General features: G+C 66.8%; 13 protein-coding genes. 6 read left to right on the top strand and 7 right to left on the bottom strand.

The window, feature by feature from the left end; translation table 11 throughout:
• Positions 1 to 5: 5 nt before the first annotated feature.
• On the bottom strand, positions 6 to 1,601 hold the full coding sequence (locus tag JQ639_RS12670) for a gamma-glutamyltransferase family protein (RefSeq protein WP_211966430.1): 1,596 nt from the start codon (positions 1,599 to 1,601) through the stop codon (positions 6 to 8).
• Between the two features lie 70 nt (positions 1,602 to 1,671).
• Positions 1,672 to 3,744 (bottom strand): M3 family metallopeptidase, encoded by a 2,073-nt coding sequence (locus JQ639_RS12675; RefSeq protein ID WP_211966431.1) that lies wholly within the window; start codon positions 3,742 to 3,744, stop codon positions 1,672 to 1,674.
• 130 nt (positions 3,745 to 3,874) lie between these two features.
• Between JQ639_RS12675 and JQ639_RS12680 the strand changes: the two genes are divergently transcribed.
• From JQ639_RS12680 to JQ639_RS12705, 6 genes are all read left to right on the top strand, one after another.
• Positions 3,875 to 4,135: a hypothetical protein gene (locus tag JQ639_RS12680; protein ID WP_211966432.1), complete on the top strand. Its 261-nt coding sequence runs from the start codon at positions 3,875 to 3,877 to the stop codon at positions 4,133 to 4,135.
• A gap of 660 nt (positions 4,136 to 4,795) precedes the next feature.
• Positions 4,796 to 5,938: a type III PLP-dependent enzyme gene (locus tag JQ639_RS12685; RefSeq protein ID WP_211966433.1), complete on the top strand. Its 1,143-nt coding sequence runs from the start codon at positions 4,796 to 4,798 to the stop codon at positions 5,936 to 5,938.
• A gap of 115 nt (positions 5,939 to 6,053) precedes the next feature.
• Positions 6,054 to 6,653: a GNAT family N-acetyltransferase gene (locus JQ639_RS12690; protein WP_211966434.1), complete on the top strand. Its 600-nt coding sequence runs from the start codon at positions 6,054 to 6,056 to the stop codon at positions 6,651 to 6,653.
• Between the two features lie 347 nt (positions 6,654 to 7,000).
• On the top strand, positions 7,001 to 7,405 hold the full coding sequence (gene rnk, locus JQ639_RS12695; RefSeq protein WP_211966435.1) for a nucleoside diphosphate kinase regulator: 405 nt from the start codon (positions 7,001 to 7,003) through the stop codon (positions 7,403 to 7,405).
• Between the two features lie 168 nt (positions 7,406 to 7,573).
• A complete protein-coding gene (locus JQ639_RS12700) occupies positions 7,574 to 8,545 on the top strand; it encodes a cation diffusion facilitator family transporter (protein ID WP_211966436.1) in 972 nt (323 codons plus the stop codon).
• Positions 8,546 to 8,721: 176 nt separating this feature from the next.
• A complete protein-coding gene (locus JQ639_RS12705) occupies positions 8,722 to 10,149 on the top strand; it encodes a homospermidine synthase (RefSeq protein ID WP_211966437.1) in 1,428 nt (475 codons plus the stop codon).
• Between the two features lie 113 nt (positions 10,150 to 10,262).
• Here JQ639_RS12705 and JQ639_RS12710 read toward each other — a convergent pair whose 3' ends face one another.
• The 5 genes from JQ639_RS12710 to JQ639_RS12730 all read right to left on the bottom strand — a co-directional run bounded on the left by JQ639_RS12710 (position 10,263) and on the right by JQ639_RS12730 (position 14,484).
• The gene (locus JQ639_RS12710; protein ID WP_211966438.1) at positions 10,263 to 11,006 is read right to left on the bottom strand and encodes an acetoacetate decarboxylase; all 744 of its coding nucleotides are present in this window, start codon (positions 11,004 to 11,006) and stop codon (positions 10,263 to 10,265) included.
• A 176-nt stretch (positions 11,007 to 11,182) separates the two neighbouring features.
• On the bottom strand, positions 11,183 to 11,539 hold the full coding sequence (locus JQ639_RS12715) for a hypothetical protein (RefSeq protein ID WP_249123067.1): 357 nt from the start codon (positions 11,537 to 11,539) through the stop codon (positions 11,183 to 11,185).
• A 56-nt stretch (positions 11,540 to 11,595) separates the two neighbouring features.
• On the bottom strand, positions 11,596 to 12,312 hold the full coding sequence (locus JQ639_RS12720; protein WP_211966439.1) for an MgtC/SapB family protein: 717 nt from the start codon (positions 12,310 to 12,312) through the stop codon (positions 11,596 to 11,598).
• A gap of 79 nt (positions 12,313 to 12,391) precedes the next feature.
• Positions 12,392 to 13,411: a WD40 repeat domain-containing protein gene (locus JQ639_RS12725; protein WP_211966440.1), complete on the bottom strand. Its 1,020-nt coding sequence runs from the start codon at positions 13,409 to 13,411 to the stop codon at positions 12,392 to 12,394.
• Positions 13,411 to 14,484 carry a CobW family GTP-binding protein gene (locus JQ639_RS12730; RefSeq protein ID WP_211966441.1) on the bottom strand — a complete coding sequence of 358 codons (1,074 nt, stop codon included), beginning with the start codon at positions 14,482 to 14,484 and terminating at the stop codon, positions 13,411 to 13,413. The genes JQ639_RS12725 and JQ639_RS12730 overlap by 1 nt, the downstream gene beginning before the upstream one ends.
• Between the last annotated feature and the right edge of the window lie 21 nt (positions 14,485 to 14,505).

The raw sequence follows: 14,505 nt of genomic DNA on the forward strand, positions 1-14,505 counted from the left end.
CTCCACTACACCCCGGCCGCGCCGCCGTCCGCGCGCGGATCGTGGCCGCCCTCGAGGAGGCCACCGGGGTGCAACACCACCGCGCCGGCATGGCCCATGGTGTCGGAATAGGCGTCCGGCAGCACGTCGACGTCGTGGCGCGCCGACAGCAGGCGATCGATCAAGTTGCCGTCGAAGCGCGCTTCCAGCCGCAAATTGGTGTGGCTCGAACCCCAGGTGCGCCCCAAGAGCCAGCGCGGCTGGTCGAGCGCCAGCTCCAGCGGCTGGCGGTAGAGGATGTGGCGGGAGAATATCATCGCCTGGGTCTGGGGCTGGCCGTCGCCGCCCATGGTGCCGTAGGCCATGATCCGGCCGTCCTTGAGGACGGCGAGGGCCGGGTTCAGCGTGTGGAACGGCAGCCGGCCCGGGCTCAGCGGATTGGCCGCCTTGGGGTCGAGCGAGAAGCTCGCGCCGCGGTTCTGCATCAGCACGCCGGTCGCCGGCAGCACGCAGCCCGAGCCGAACTCCCAGAAGATCGACTGGATGTAGGACACGACAAGGCCCGAGGCGTCGGCGGCGCCCATCCAGATGGTGTCGCCCTCGCTCCAGGTCGATGGCCACGGCGCCGCCTTCTGGCGGTCAATGCGGGCGACCTCGGCGTCGAGAAACGCCGGCGCCAGGAAACGGTCGAGCTCGGCGGTGAGCTGGCGCGGATCGGTGACGAAGCGGTCGCGCACGCGGAACGCGCGCTTGGTCGCCTCGACGAGACCGTGGATATAGTCGAAGCCCTCGGCCTCCTGGATGCGCAGGCGATCGAACAGTCCGAGAATGATCAGCGACGCGAGCCCCTGGGTCGGTGGCGGCGCGTTGTACAGCGTACCGGCTCCGATCACCGTGGACAGCGCCTCGGCTACCCAGGGCTTCGCCGCCGCGAGGTCGGCGCGGGTCACCGGGCTGCCGATACGCGCGAGGTCGGCTCCGATCTCGCGCCCGACGTCGCCGCGGTAGAAGTCATCGAGGCCGGCCTGGACGAGATGCTCCAGCGTCGCGGCCATCGCCGTTTGCTTCAAGGTTGCGCCGAGCTCGGGCACCTTGCCGTCGACCAGGAAGGTCTGGGCGAAGCCGGGCACATCCTTGAGCTCTTCAAGCTTGCCGCGCGTCAGTTCGACCTGGCTGCGGGTCGCCACATAGCCGTCCTTGGCGCTGCGAATCGCCGGTGCAAGCAGAACATCGAGCGGCAGCCGGCCGCCAAGGGCTTTCGCCGCCTCCAGCGCCAGCTGCCAGCCACCGACCGCCGCCGGCACTGTCAGGGCCGCCAGCGGCCCGCGCGGCGGGATCATGTCGTGGCCGTGCTCGCGGTAGAAGGCCGGCGTCGCCCCGCTGCCGGCCGCGCCCGCGCCCATCAGCGCGCGAACGCGCCCCGACGGCTCGCGCACCAGCCAGAAGCCATCGCCGCCGATGTGGTTCATGTGGGGGTAGACCGCCGCGATCGAGGCGGCCATGGCGACCATGGCCTCGAGGGCGTTGCCGCCCTCGGCGAGCACGTGGCGGCCCGCCTCGACGGTTGCGGAATGAGGCGCCGCGACGACGCCGCGGCGGTGACCGGAAGAATGTCGTGTCATGACCTGTCCATCAGATGAGTCGTGCGCGACAGACACTCCGGTCCCGGGGAATGTCTGATGCTATCTCTCATTAGGCCGGCTCGGGCGCATCCAGCAACCCCCGCCCGCGCAGCAGCGCGTCAACCTCCGGCTCCCGGCCCCGGAAGGCAACATAGGCCTCCTCCGGATCGCGCGAGCCGCCCGAGGAATAGATATTGTCGTGCAGGCGTTTCGCGACCGCCGGATCGAAGATGTCGCCGGCTTCCTCGAAGGCGCCGAAGGCATCGGCGTCCATCACCTCGGACCACATGTAGCTGTAATAGCCCGCCGCATAATGGTCGCCCGAGAAGATATGGCCGAACTGCTGCGGCCGGTGGCGCATGGCGATTTCCGAGGGCATGCCGATCTTGTCGAGCTCCTGGCGCTCGAACGCCCGGACGTCGGCGATTTCGCTCACCGGATGGGAATGGAATTCCATGTCCATCAGCGCCGACGCCAGGAATTCGACGGTCGCGAAGCCCTGGTTGAACTTGCGGGCGGCCAGGAAGCGCTGCAGCAGGTCGTCGGGCAGCGGCTCGCCGGTCTGATAGTGCCGGGCGAACCGGCGCAGCACCGCCGGCTGCTGCTGCCAGTGCTCGTAGAGCTGGGACGGCAGTTCGACGAAATCGGTGAACACGCTGGTGCCCGACAGCGAGGGATAGACGACATCGGACAGCATGCCGTGCAGGCCATGGCCGAACTCGTGGAACAGCGTCCGCGCGTCGTCCGGCGACAGCAGCGCCGGGTGACCGTCCGCTCCCTTGGCGAAGTTCATGACGTTGATGATCAGCGGCGACACCCCGCCGTCGAGCTTCTGCTGGTCGCGCAGCGAGGTCATCCAGGCGCCGGAGCGCTTGGAGGCGCGGGCGAAGTAATCGCCGTAAAACAGCGCCTTGTGGGCGCCGGCGGCGTCGGTCACCTCCCACACCCGCACATCGGGGTGCCAGACCGGAATGTCGTGGCGCTCACTGAAGGACAGCCCGAACAGCCGGTGGGCGACGTCGAAGGCCGCCTCGATCATGTGGTCGAGCACGAGGTAGGGCTTGATCGCCGCGTCGTCGAAATTGGCGCGGCGCTGGCGCAGCTTCTCGGCGTAGAACCGCCAGTCCCACGGCGCGAGCGCGAAGTTGCCGCCATCCTCGCGGATCAACTCCTGCAGGGCGTCGCGGTCGGCGAGCGCCTTGGCCCTCGCCGGCTCCCACACCCGCTCGAGCAGGCTGCGGACGGCCTCAGGGGTCTTGGCCATGGAGTCCTCGAGGCGGTAGGCCGCAAAGTTGGCATAGCCGAGGATCCGCGCGGTCTCCTCGCGCAGCGCCAGGATTTCGCGGATGGTCGCGCTGTTGTCGTTGGCGTTGCCATTGTCGCCGCGCGCGGTGAAGGCCTTGTAGACCTTCTCACGGAGATCGCGGCGGGTCGAACTCTGCAGGAACGGCTCGACCGAGGACCGCGACAGCGTCACCACCGCCTTGCCGTCGAGACCGCGCTCGGCCGCCGACGCCCGCGCCGCCGCCACGAAGGCCGGGCTAAGACCGCCGAGATCATCGGCGCCGAGCTCCAGCGTCCAGTCCTGCTCGTCGCCGAGCAGGTGGTGGCTGAAGGTCGTGCTCAGCGCCGCCAGGCGCTCGTTGATCTCGCTCATCCGCGCCTTGGCCGCCTCATCGAGACCGGCGCCGGCCCGGTGCATCCGGGTGTAGAGCCGCTCCAGCAGCCGCTGCTGCTCTTCGGTGAGCCCCATGGAGTGACGATCGTGGTGAAGCCTGGCGACGCGGCCGAACAGCACCGCGTTCATCATGATCGGATTCCAGTGCCGTGCCATGCGCAGCGCCACCTCGCTCTCGATCGCCAGCAACTCCGGGTTGGAGTTTGCCGAGACCAGGTCGTAGAACACCGCAGAAATGCGGTTGAGCAAACGCCCGGAGCGCTCCCAGGCCGTCACCGTGTTGTCGAAGTCCGGGTCAGTCGGATCGTTGACGATCGCCGCCACCTCCATGGCGTGGTCAGCGAAGGCCTGCTCGAAGGCCGGCATGAAATGCTCGGGCCGGATGGCGGCGAATGGCGGCGTCTCGAGCGGGGTCCGCCAAGCCTGCAGCAGCGGATTGACGGCGGAATCGGGGGAATCGGACATGAAAAAACCTGCTTACGGCCAAATTCGATCGGGCAGATAATAGCACCGTGGCGGCTTTTTTGGGCCCTCCGCGCTTGATCGGGAGGACGTTTTCGAGGACATTGCGCCCCGCCAACAGGACCTTTGCCACATGAGCTCGCCGACCACCGCTTCCGCGCCCCGCCAGATCGCCTGGCCCAGCGTCATCACCGTGATCTCGGCCGCCATCCTGATCGGCGCCGAGGTGTTCGGCGCGGCGTTCGCCGGCGGCTGGGCTCTGTCGCTGCTGTTCGGCCTCGAAGATGTCGGCGCCCACATCCTGCAGGCGGTGCTGTTTCTGCTCGGCGTCGCCATCATGGCGTCGTTCGTCCGCAACGCTCAGCGCATCGAGCCGTTCACGCGGCGCGGCTGAGACGCCGCGACCTCGCGTCACACCTTGCGCGCACGGCGCGCCACGACAGCGATACCGCCGCACTCATCTTTCGTTAAAGACCTTGAACGGCTGTTCATCTCGCGCGCACCGCTGACACAACAAACGCGCCCTCCCGGCAACACACGCTCGCGCGCTGTGCAGAAAATCTCTGCGCTGCTGAAAAAAATGTTGCGGAGCTGAGTCAAAAGACCTATTTCCCGTTTTGCCCAATTTCGCACGTGCCTGTGGTCGTGTGTCGGTCGGTAGGTATCCGGACAAGAGGCCGGACAGCCGCCAAGGAAGCGAGCAAGCCCAGCACCTCTCTCCAGAGGCGCGACACTCAAGGGTCCTCCTTTCTTGCAACCGTGATCGGCAGCCGGAGGCGAACCGGCGCACCCCGCGCTCAACGGGGGACGCGACTTAAAGCAACGACGGAGCGGGCTTTTTTGGTCTCTGCCAGCTTTCCACCAGCTGGCGCGAATACCGAAGAGGCTTGTCCTTCATTGCCAGGTGTGCGGATGGGATTTCCCCTCCAATCCACGGCAGCACAATTCGGTTCGAGTGTCAGGCTTTGTCGCGCCTCCATCGCGTGACTGGGCCCAAAGCTCGCAGCCGGAATTCACGTTTGGACGGTCCGCGTTGGGCCGTTTGGAGGGTGCTATGACCGAGCGCATTCAGGAATTCCTGCGCAACCGCCGTCGTGACGGTCTCGACATCGAGCCTTGCCTCGTCGTCGACCTCGAGGTCGTGCGCGACAACTATCAGACCTTTGCCAAGGCGCTGCCGGACAGCCGCGTGTTCTACGCGGTGAAGGCCAATCCTGCGCCGGAAGTGCTCTCCCTGCTGGCCTCGCTCGGCTCGTGCTTCGACACCGCGACCGTCGCGGAGATCGAAATGGCGCTGGCCGCCGGCGCGACCGCGGACCGCATCTCGTTCGGCAACACCATCAAGAAGGAGCGCGACATCGCGCGCGCCTACGCGCTCGGCATCCGCCTGTTCGCGGTCGACTGCTCCGCCGAGGTCGAGAAGGTCGCTCGCGCCGCCCCGGGCGCGCGGGTGTTCTGCCGCATCCTCTATGATTGCGCCGGCGCCGAGTGGCCGCTGTCGCGCAAGTTCGGCTGCGATCCCGAGATGGCGGTCGAGGTGCTCGACCTCGCCAAGCGGCTCGGCCTCGAGCCGTGCGGCATCTCGTTCCATGTCGGCTCGCAGCAGCGCAAGGTGAAGGCGTGGGACCGGGCCCTGGCGATGGCCTCGACCGTGTTCCGTGACTGCGCCGAGCGCGGCATCACCCTGACCATGGTCAACATGGGCGGCGGTTTCCCGACCAAGTACCTCAAGGACGTGCCGCCCGTGCTGCAGTACGGCCGCTCGATCTTCCGGGCGCTGCGCAAGCACTTCGGCAACCAGATCCCGGAAACGATCATCGAGCCGGGCCGCGGCATGGTCGGCAACGCCGGCATCATCGAGACCGAGGTGGTGCTGATCTCGAAGAAGAGCGACGAGGACGAGGTTCGCTGGGTCTACCTCGACATCGGCAAGTTCGGCGGTCTCGCCGAGACAATGGACGAGTCGATCCGCTACGCCATCCGTACCCCGCACGACGGGGCGGACATGACACCGTGCGTGCTCGCGGGCCCGACGTGCGACTCCGCCGACGTGCTCTACGAGAAGCAGCCGTATCCGCTGCCGGTCACGCTCGAGATCGGCGACAAGCTGCTGATCGAAGGCACCGGGGCGTACACCTCGACCTACTCGTCGGTGGCCTTCAACGGCATTCCGCCGCTGCGGACCTACCACATCTGAGCTTTTCAAAAGCTCCGAAACCGCGGAGGCCGGCTGGCCGGCCTCCTCCCGTCACCTTCCGTCTGGATGACAACACGCGGCCGCCATCGCGCGGGTGCGTGGGGACTGACGTGCCATGACCGCTCTGAAAACGACTGCCCTGACCAGCCCTGCCCCGATTTCCGAGGCCGCTCCGTTCGCGATCCGTGCGGAACGGACCTCCGACGTCGCTGCGCGCGAGGCGTTGCTGGATGCGTGCTTCGGCCCTGGTCGGTCCGCGCGCACCTGCCAGCGCCTTCGCGACGGACGCCTGCCCGCGGAAGGTCTCGCCTTCTCGGCGGTGCGCGGTGGTCAACTCGTCGGCACCGTGCGGTTGTGGCACGTCAGTGCCGGGGGCTGCCCGGCGCTGATGCTCGGGCCGCTGGCGGTCGATCCGTCCTGCCGCGATCTCGGCCTCGGCGCCGCGCTGATGCGCCACGCGCTGCTCGCCGCCACCGTCCGTGGCCATGGCGCGGTGATCCTGCTCGGCGACGCGCCGTACTATGCCCGCTTCGGCTTCTCGCCGGACAAGACCGCGGCGCTGTCGCTGCCGGGCCCGTTCGAGCGCGACCGCCTGCTCGCCCGGGAACTCTGCCCTGGCGCGCTCGACGGCGCGGCCGGGCTGATCGTCGCGTGCGGCGCGAGCGCCGGCCGCGCCCGCAGCAGCACGATGCCAAAGTCCCGGCGCGCCGCCTGATCGCTGCGGCCGAGCGACGCACAGGCCGCCCGGGCGGCGGCCTGTGCGTTGACATTCCCCCCTCTGCTCCTAACTTGGACGCATCATGTTGCAGACGCGCATCCATCGCCTGATGCTTCGCGCCGGTCATCTCATCGCAGGAAGATGACCCGGGCGGACGCGTTCGCGCGCCGTCCCGGGACATGATGTTCAGACGCCTTTTCCAGTCGTGAGCCCGCCGGCATGGCTTTCGCCATGCCCGCCACCCGGATCGCAGCGATCCGGCTGTGCAGCTCACAGCGCGTCGCTCCTCCTTCATTTCAATCCGAAGCAAACGCGGGCGCGCCTGCCGCCTGACGGTGACAACCATGATCGAACAATCGCAGACCCGACTGCCCGCCATTTCCATTCACGCCCGCGATCTCGATCGGCTGCGCCAGCTCGCCGACGCGGCAGCCGGGACCTATCCGGCGACCGCCGAGTTCCTGGCACGCGAGATCGACCGCGCCGCAGTGCTTCCGCCCGATCATCCGGCCAGCGATGTCGTGACGATGCAGTCGGGCGTCACGTTCCGCGACGACGTCACCGCGCAGACGCGCAGCGTGACGCTGGTTTATCCGGACGAGGCCGACGTGGATGCAGGACGCATCTCAATCCTGACACCGATCGGCGCCGCATTGATCGGCCTGTCGCCGGGACAGACGATCGCTTTCCAGACGCCGACCGGCGGCTGGCGCTCGCTGACGGTGATCAGCGTCGCGCCACCGTCATGATGCACGTGACATTCGCCGAACGCATGCTGCGCGCGATCGCACGATCGCCACGCAGCCGGCTGCATGCAGGCGGCCGGCGTCGGCGCGCGCTACGTTATAAAGTAGCGAATACTATTCGATGCAACTTACGCTGTCGCTCGCTCCTGCGATCGGTGCTACGGTCGCATCATGAGCCACAGCCACGCCGAACACGATCACGCGGGACACAGCCACGGAAGTCACGACCATTCGGGTCACGATCACGGGCATGGTCACTCGCATGCGCCTGCCGATTTCGGCCGCGCCTTCGCGATCGGCATCGCGCTCAACACGATCTTCATCGTGGTGGAAGCTGGCTATGGCTACCTCGCGAACTCGACCGCGCTGCTGGCGGACGCCGGGCACAACCTCTCGGACGTGCTCGGCCTGATCGTCGCGTGGATCGCCGCGGTGCTGTCGAAGCGGCCGCCAACGCCGCGCATGACCTACGGCCTGCGCAACTCCTCGATCCTCGCCGCGCTGACCAACGCCGTGCTGCTGCTGATCGCGTGCGGTGCCATCATCCTGGAAGCCGTGCAGCGCCTGCTGAATCCGGAACCCGTGGCGAGCATGACCGTGATTATCGTCGCGGCGATCGGTATCGCCATCAACGGCGGCACCGCGCTGCTGTTCGCGTCCGGCCGCAAGGGCGACCTCAACATTCGCGGGGCCTACCTGCACATGGCGGCGGATGCAGCGGTGTCGGCCGGCGTGGTGATCGCCGGCTTCATCATCATGGGCACCGGCTGGCTGTGGATCGATCCTCTGACCAGCCTCGCGATCGTGGTCGTGATCGTGTGGGGAACCTGGGGCCTGCTCCGGGAGAGCACGGCCATGTCGCTCGCCGCGGTTCCCGCGCGTATCGATCCAGCAGCAGTGCGCGACTATCTCGCCGGTCTGCCGGGCGTAACCTCGCTCCACGACCTGCACATCTGGCCGATGAGCACGACCGAAACAGCGCTCACGGCACATCTCGTGACGCCCGCCGGCCACCCCGGCGACGCCTTCCTGATCGAGGCCTGCGGCCAGCTCAACGAGCGGTTCGGTATCGGCCATGCCACGCTGCAGATCGAGCTGGCGACCACCACCCGCTGCGCGCTCGAGCCGGACCACGTGGTGTGACGGCGGCGTGACAGCCGCTGAAACGGCCGCGTCCCCGGGCGCGGCAACAGCCGGATTCGGCTTTCAGGCTCTCAGAAGCCTTGATTTCATCCGTCATTTGCGTTTGAACGCCTTTGAATCCGCCGCCACGGCGACCCGCGTTTCAAGCCATCACTGCTGCCAGCTGGAGATTTTGGATGTCGACCTCATCCGTGCACGCGCGTATCACGGGCCCCATCGTCATGATCGGCTTCGGCTCGATCGGCAAGGGCACCCTGCCGCTGATCGAGAAGCATTTCGACTATGACAAGTCGCGCTTCGTCATCATCGACCCGCACACCGATCATCACATCGCCGACGAGCACGGCGTACGCTTCATCGAAGCCGCAGTCACCAAGGACAACTATCGCGAACTGCTGATCCCGCTGCTCACCGCCGGCGGCGGCCAGGGCTTCTGCGTCAACCTCTCGGTCGACACCGGCTCGGTTGATATCATGACCATGTGCCGCGAGATCGGCGCGCTGTACATCGACACCGTGGTCGAGCCGTGGCTCGGCTTCTACTTCGACAAGAGCGCCGGACCCGCCGCGCGTTCGAACTACGCGCTGCGCGAGACGCTGCTCGCCGCCAAGCGCAAGAATCCGGGTGGCACGACCGCGGTTTCGACCTGCGGCGCCAACCCCGGCATGGTGTCGTGGTTCGTCAAGCAGGCGCTGCTCAACCTCGCCAAGGACACCGGCCAGTCGTTCAACGAACCGAAGAGCCGCGAGGGCTGGGCGGAGCTCGCCCAGAAGCTCGGCGTCAAGGGCATCCACATCGCCGAGCGCGACACCCAGCGTTCGAAGAAGCCGAAACCGCGCAACGTGTTCGTCAACACCTGGTCGGTCGAGGGCTTCGTTTCCGAGGGCCTGCAGCCTGCGGAGCTCGGCTGGGGCACCCATGAGAAGTGGATGCCCGACAACGGCCGCACCCACGATTTCGGCTGCCAGGCGGCGATCTATCTGCTGCAGCCGGGCGCCAACACGCGCGTGCGCAGTTGGTGCCCGACGCCGGGAGCGCAATACGGCTTCCTCGTCACCCACAACGAGGCGATCTCGATCTCGGACTATTACACCGTGCGCGACGGCGACAAGGTGGTGTACCGGCCGACCTGCCACTACGCCTATCATCCGGCGAACGATGCCGTGCTGTCGCTACACGAGATGTTCGGCGCTGCCGGCAAGATGCAGCCGTCGTGGCACATCCTCGACGAAAACGAGATCGAGGATGGCATCGACGAGCTCGGCGTGCTGCTGTATGGCCATGGCAAGAATGCCTACTGGTACGGCTCGCAGCTCTCGATCGAAGAGACCCGCAAGATCGCGCCCTACCAGAACGCCACCGGCATGCAGGTGTCGTCGGCCGTTCTCGCCGGCATGGTGTGGGCCCTGGAGAATCCGGAAGCCGGCATCGTCGAGGCCGACGAGATGGATTTCCACCGCTGCCTCGAGATCCAGACGCCGTACCTCGGCCCGGTGAAGGGCTACTACACCGACTGGACGCCGCTCAACGATCGTCCCGGCCTGTTCGCCGAAGACATCGACACCAGCGATCCCTGGCAGTTCCGTAATATCCTGGTGCGCTGAGCGCGCACCGTCCATCGCGATGACGCGGGCCTCGCGGTCCGGGACCGGCAGCAATGCCGCCGCCCCGATCTGCGAGGCCCGTTTCCTTTGAGGGACGGACCGCGCCGGAGAGGTCAGCGCTTTGCGAGATAGTCGAACGCGACGTCACCGAGGCCGAGCGTCAGGTCGACCTTGAAGTGCAGCGCGGACACCACCTCGCGCACCGGCAGCCGCGCCACGTCGGCAAGCGCGTGCGGAAACAGCCCGAGCGCCGCCGGCCCGGTCCAGGCCTCCTTCAGCACGATATCCTGCAGGTGATAGCGCACGAGCTCGCAGATGCGCGGCGAGCCATCGACATGCGGGATGATCTTGAGGATGAAATTCGGTACCTGCAGCGCGTGCATCACCGCGGCGGGATCCGCCGGTCGATGCTTGTAGCCCATGGTGCCGCTGGCACAGAGCACCGAGCCATAGTGCAGCGTGCCGACCAGCACATCGCTCTCGGTCACGATCTTGGGCGCCGCGAGCTTCTTCGGAAAGCCCCACAACTCCCGCCCGCCGGCGATCGGTGCGTCGTCGTCGAGATACATCGAATGGATGTAAACGCCTTCCTGGCCTTCGAAACGGACCGGAATGGCCTGGCCGGTCTCGGTATAGTCGCCGAAGCCGGTGGAATCCGGCATGCGGATGAACTCGTACTTCACCACCGGATCGGTCACCTCCAGCGGCTCCGGCACCACCGCCGCGAGCGCCTCCGGATCGGTGCGGTAGGTGATGATGAAATACTCGCGATTGAAGAAACGATACGGTCCCGGGGGAAAGGAGGGGTTGGTCAGCGGCATCGAATAGGCAGTTCGCCTCACGTCCTCGATCTTCATGGCCACTCCGTTGGCTGCCTCGCGGCGATCACGCGAGCACCACGGACTATGACGCAGGGCAGCGGGCTTCGCGAGCCGCGAAAGCCGGCAGCGATCGTCAAAAGTTGGTCACCATGCGGGGCACATGTGAGGGCCATGCATGGCATGCCGGGGGGGGGTGCCGCACCCGTGGGAGGTTATTTCGCGGGGATCGGCGGCGCGGTCTTTTCTGCGGGCGCCGGCAGCAGCGCGGCGGGCGCTCCGCTTCTCTGCGCGCCACCATCAGGACGCGCCGGTTCCGGCGCGGGCGTCGTCGGCCGCGTCTCGGGGCTGCGTTCGGCGGGAACAGCCGAGCGGGGCATCTGGCCATCGGCGGATACGCCTGCTGGCGAAGTCTGGGGCGCCGACGCCTGCGCCAGGTGCTGATTGTCCGCGGCGATCCTGAACAGCGCAGCACCGGACATGGCCGCCCCTGCGACGAACAGCATGACGGCCAGCGCCATCTGCAACCGCAATTCCTGAGGTTCGTGTTGATGCAGGCCGCGCACGTTCATCGCCGTCTCCGGGACTTTACCCCGGCGACAACCCCGTGATTGCGGGATGGTTCCGTTCAGTCGCGGGTGCTGGCTTCCCAGGTGGCGTGGCGCACACCCGCCTGGCGCTCCAGTGCATCGGCGACGGCGTCGAGTTCCTTCGGATCCACCGTGGTCCCGATCAGCCGCGCGACGATCTCCGACGCACCGCTGGAGCGATCCAGCACAACGACATCCCCGACGGGATAATTTGCCACTTCGAGCTTCTCGACCACGACATCGCGCAGATCGCCCAGCGCCGGGGTATCGACCGTCACCTTGAAGTCATAATCGACTTCGGACGATCGCTCGTCGAGCGGGATGCGGTTGATGAAGTTGACCAGCGGCCGCAGCAAGGTGTTACCGGCGAGCACGAAGGCCGTCAGCGCCACGGCCTGGGCCGCAAGATCAGCACCGGCGCAGCTGCCGACCGCGGCACAGCTCCACAGTGTCGCCGCCGTGTTGAGGCCCCGAACGTTGGTACCTTCCTTCATGATCACACCGGCACCGAGAAAACCGATGCCGGACACCACATACGCGATCACGCGCACCGCGCCTTCGGCGCCGTCGAGCTGCATCGCCAGGTCGACGAAAGCGGCGGCGGCGACCGCGACCAGCACATTGGTGCGTAGCCCCGCGGTGCGCAGACGGTACTGGCGCTCGGCGCCGATCAGGGTGCCGAGCACGAACGCCACCGTCAGGCTGACGAGGGTGTCGAGAAAATCACCGGTCTGGAAGGTCGCCAGGAATCGCATGGGCTCACGTTATAGCGGTTCCATGCGACATGACTACCGGGACCAATACAGGCTTATGTCGGCCCGGCAGGCCTCCGGCTCAGAGATCGAGCAATCCGGCGTCGCCGTTCTCGGTGGCGAAGGCAAGGCGGCCACCCTTGCCGTCCCAGGCCAGGGCCGACACCGCGGCACCATCGTTACGGCGGATCAGGATTTCGGCGCCGTCGGCGAGACGCACCATCAGGATGGTGCCATCGCCATAGCCGGCCGCGAGCACGTCCTGGCGGGGATGGCAGGCGACGACGGCGACCTTGGACTTGAGCGGTGCGAGCATCGCCGGCTCCTTGCCCATCGGTCCGTCCTTGCTGGCGAACGGCCACAGGATCACGGTGTCGGCGCCGGAGGTGGCAAGAAATTTGCCGCCCGTAGTCCAGGCCATCGAACGCACCCGACTGGGATAGCCGGTCATGCGCATATGCTTGTTGTCGGCGAGCCGCCAGCCGTGCAGCGCCGGCTCGTGCATCGTCGTGACCAGGAAACGGTTGTCGGCGCTGAAGGTGACGCCGAGATGCGAGCCCTTCCACTCCAGGACGTCCGGCTTGGCCGTCATATTGGGAAACCACAGCGTCACGCCATTGTAGTGGGCGATGGCGAGACGCAGCCCCTTTGGCGCGAAGGCGAGGCCCCCGACCGTCGTCGGAACATCGAACAACTTGTCGTCCTGTCGTGGGGCACGGACAAACGCGGTCTTGCCGGCCGACCAGGCCACCGCGCCTTCCGGATGCAGCGCGACATTGTCGATCCAGCGGCGCTTCGCCTCTGTCGCGATCAACTCGGTCGCGCCGGCCTTGTCAACCGCCATGACCTTGCCGTCGTCGCCACCAGTGACCAGCCGCTTGCCGTCAGAGACCGCGCACAGAATGCCGCCGCCATGAAGGCCGACCGCCGCCGCCTCACCGGCCGCATCGACCAGCGACACCGTCTCTTCGGCGCCGACGAACACCGCGGTGTCGCCGAGGAAATGCACGGAGGTCGCCGGCTGGGCCAGCGTGACCTTGCGCACGCGATCGGTGATGGAGACGATGGACTCCTGCGTCTCCGGAGGATTGAGACCGGTCATCACGCTGCGATGCACTTCTCGAAGCCGTCGCGGATCTCCTGCTCCGGTAGGTCGCGGCCAATGAACACGACGCGGCTCTCGCGCGGCTCGCCGTCCTTCCAGGCGCGCTGGTGATCGCCTTCCAGCATCATGTGCACGCCCTGGAAGACGTAACGGTCGTCGTCGTCCTTGAACGCGAGGATACCCTTGGAGCGCAGGATGCGGGCGCCGTCGCGAGCGACGAGGCCCTGCAGCCAGGGCATGAACTTGTTGGCATCGAGAGGCCGGGCGGAGCGCAGCGACAGCGACTGCATGTCCTCGTCGTGATAGTGCTTCAGGCCATGGCCGTGATGATGGCCATGGTCGTGATGGTGATCGTGACCATGGTCGTGGTCGTGATCATGGTGATGATGATCGTGGCCGTCGTCAGCCTCGAGGAAATCCGGTTCGATTTCGAGGATGCGATCCAGGTCGAACGCGTTGCGCTCCAGCACCGCGGCGAGCGGCACCTGGCAGCGCTCGGTGCGATGCAGCTTGGCGTAGGGGTTGATGCCGCGGATGCGCGCCTCGACCTCGGCAAGCTCGGGCTTCGACACGAGGTCGGTCTTGTTGAGCACGATGACGTCGGCGAAGGCGATCTGGTTCTTGGCTTCCGGCGCGTCCTTGAGACGGTCGCTCAGCCACCTGGCATCGGCGACGGTGACCACCGCGTCGAGCCGCGCCTTGGTCTGCACGTCCTCGTCGACGAAGAAGGTCTGAGCCACCGGCGCAGGGTCGGCGAGCCCGGTCGTCTCCAGGATGATGGCGTCGAACTTGCCCTTGCGCCTCATCAGGCCTTCCAGGATGCGCACGAGGTCGCCGCGCACGGTGCAGCAGACGCACCCGTTGTTCATCTCGAACACTTCCTCGTCGGCGCCGATGACGAGGTCGTTGTCGATGCCGATCTCGCCGAACTCGTTGACGATCACGGCGTACTTCTTGCCATGGTTCTCCGACAGGATGCGATTGAGCAACGTGGTCTTGCCGGCGCCGAGGTAGCCGGTGAGCACCGTGACGGGGATTTTGTCGGAAGCGGAAGGCGAGGCGGTGGACATGCGGACTCCGGATGGAATGGT

The organism is Bradyrhizobium sp. U87765 SZCCT0048 (genome assembly GCF_018131225.1).
Classification (GTDB): Bacteria; Pseudomonadota; Alphaproteobacteria; order Rhizobiales; family Xanthobacteraceae; genus Bradyrhizobium_A.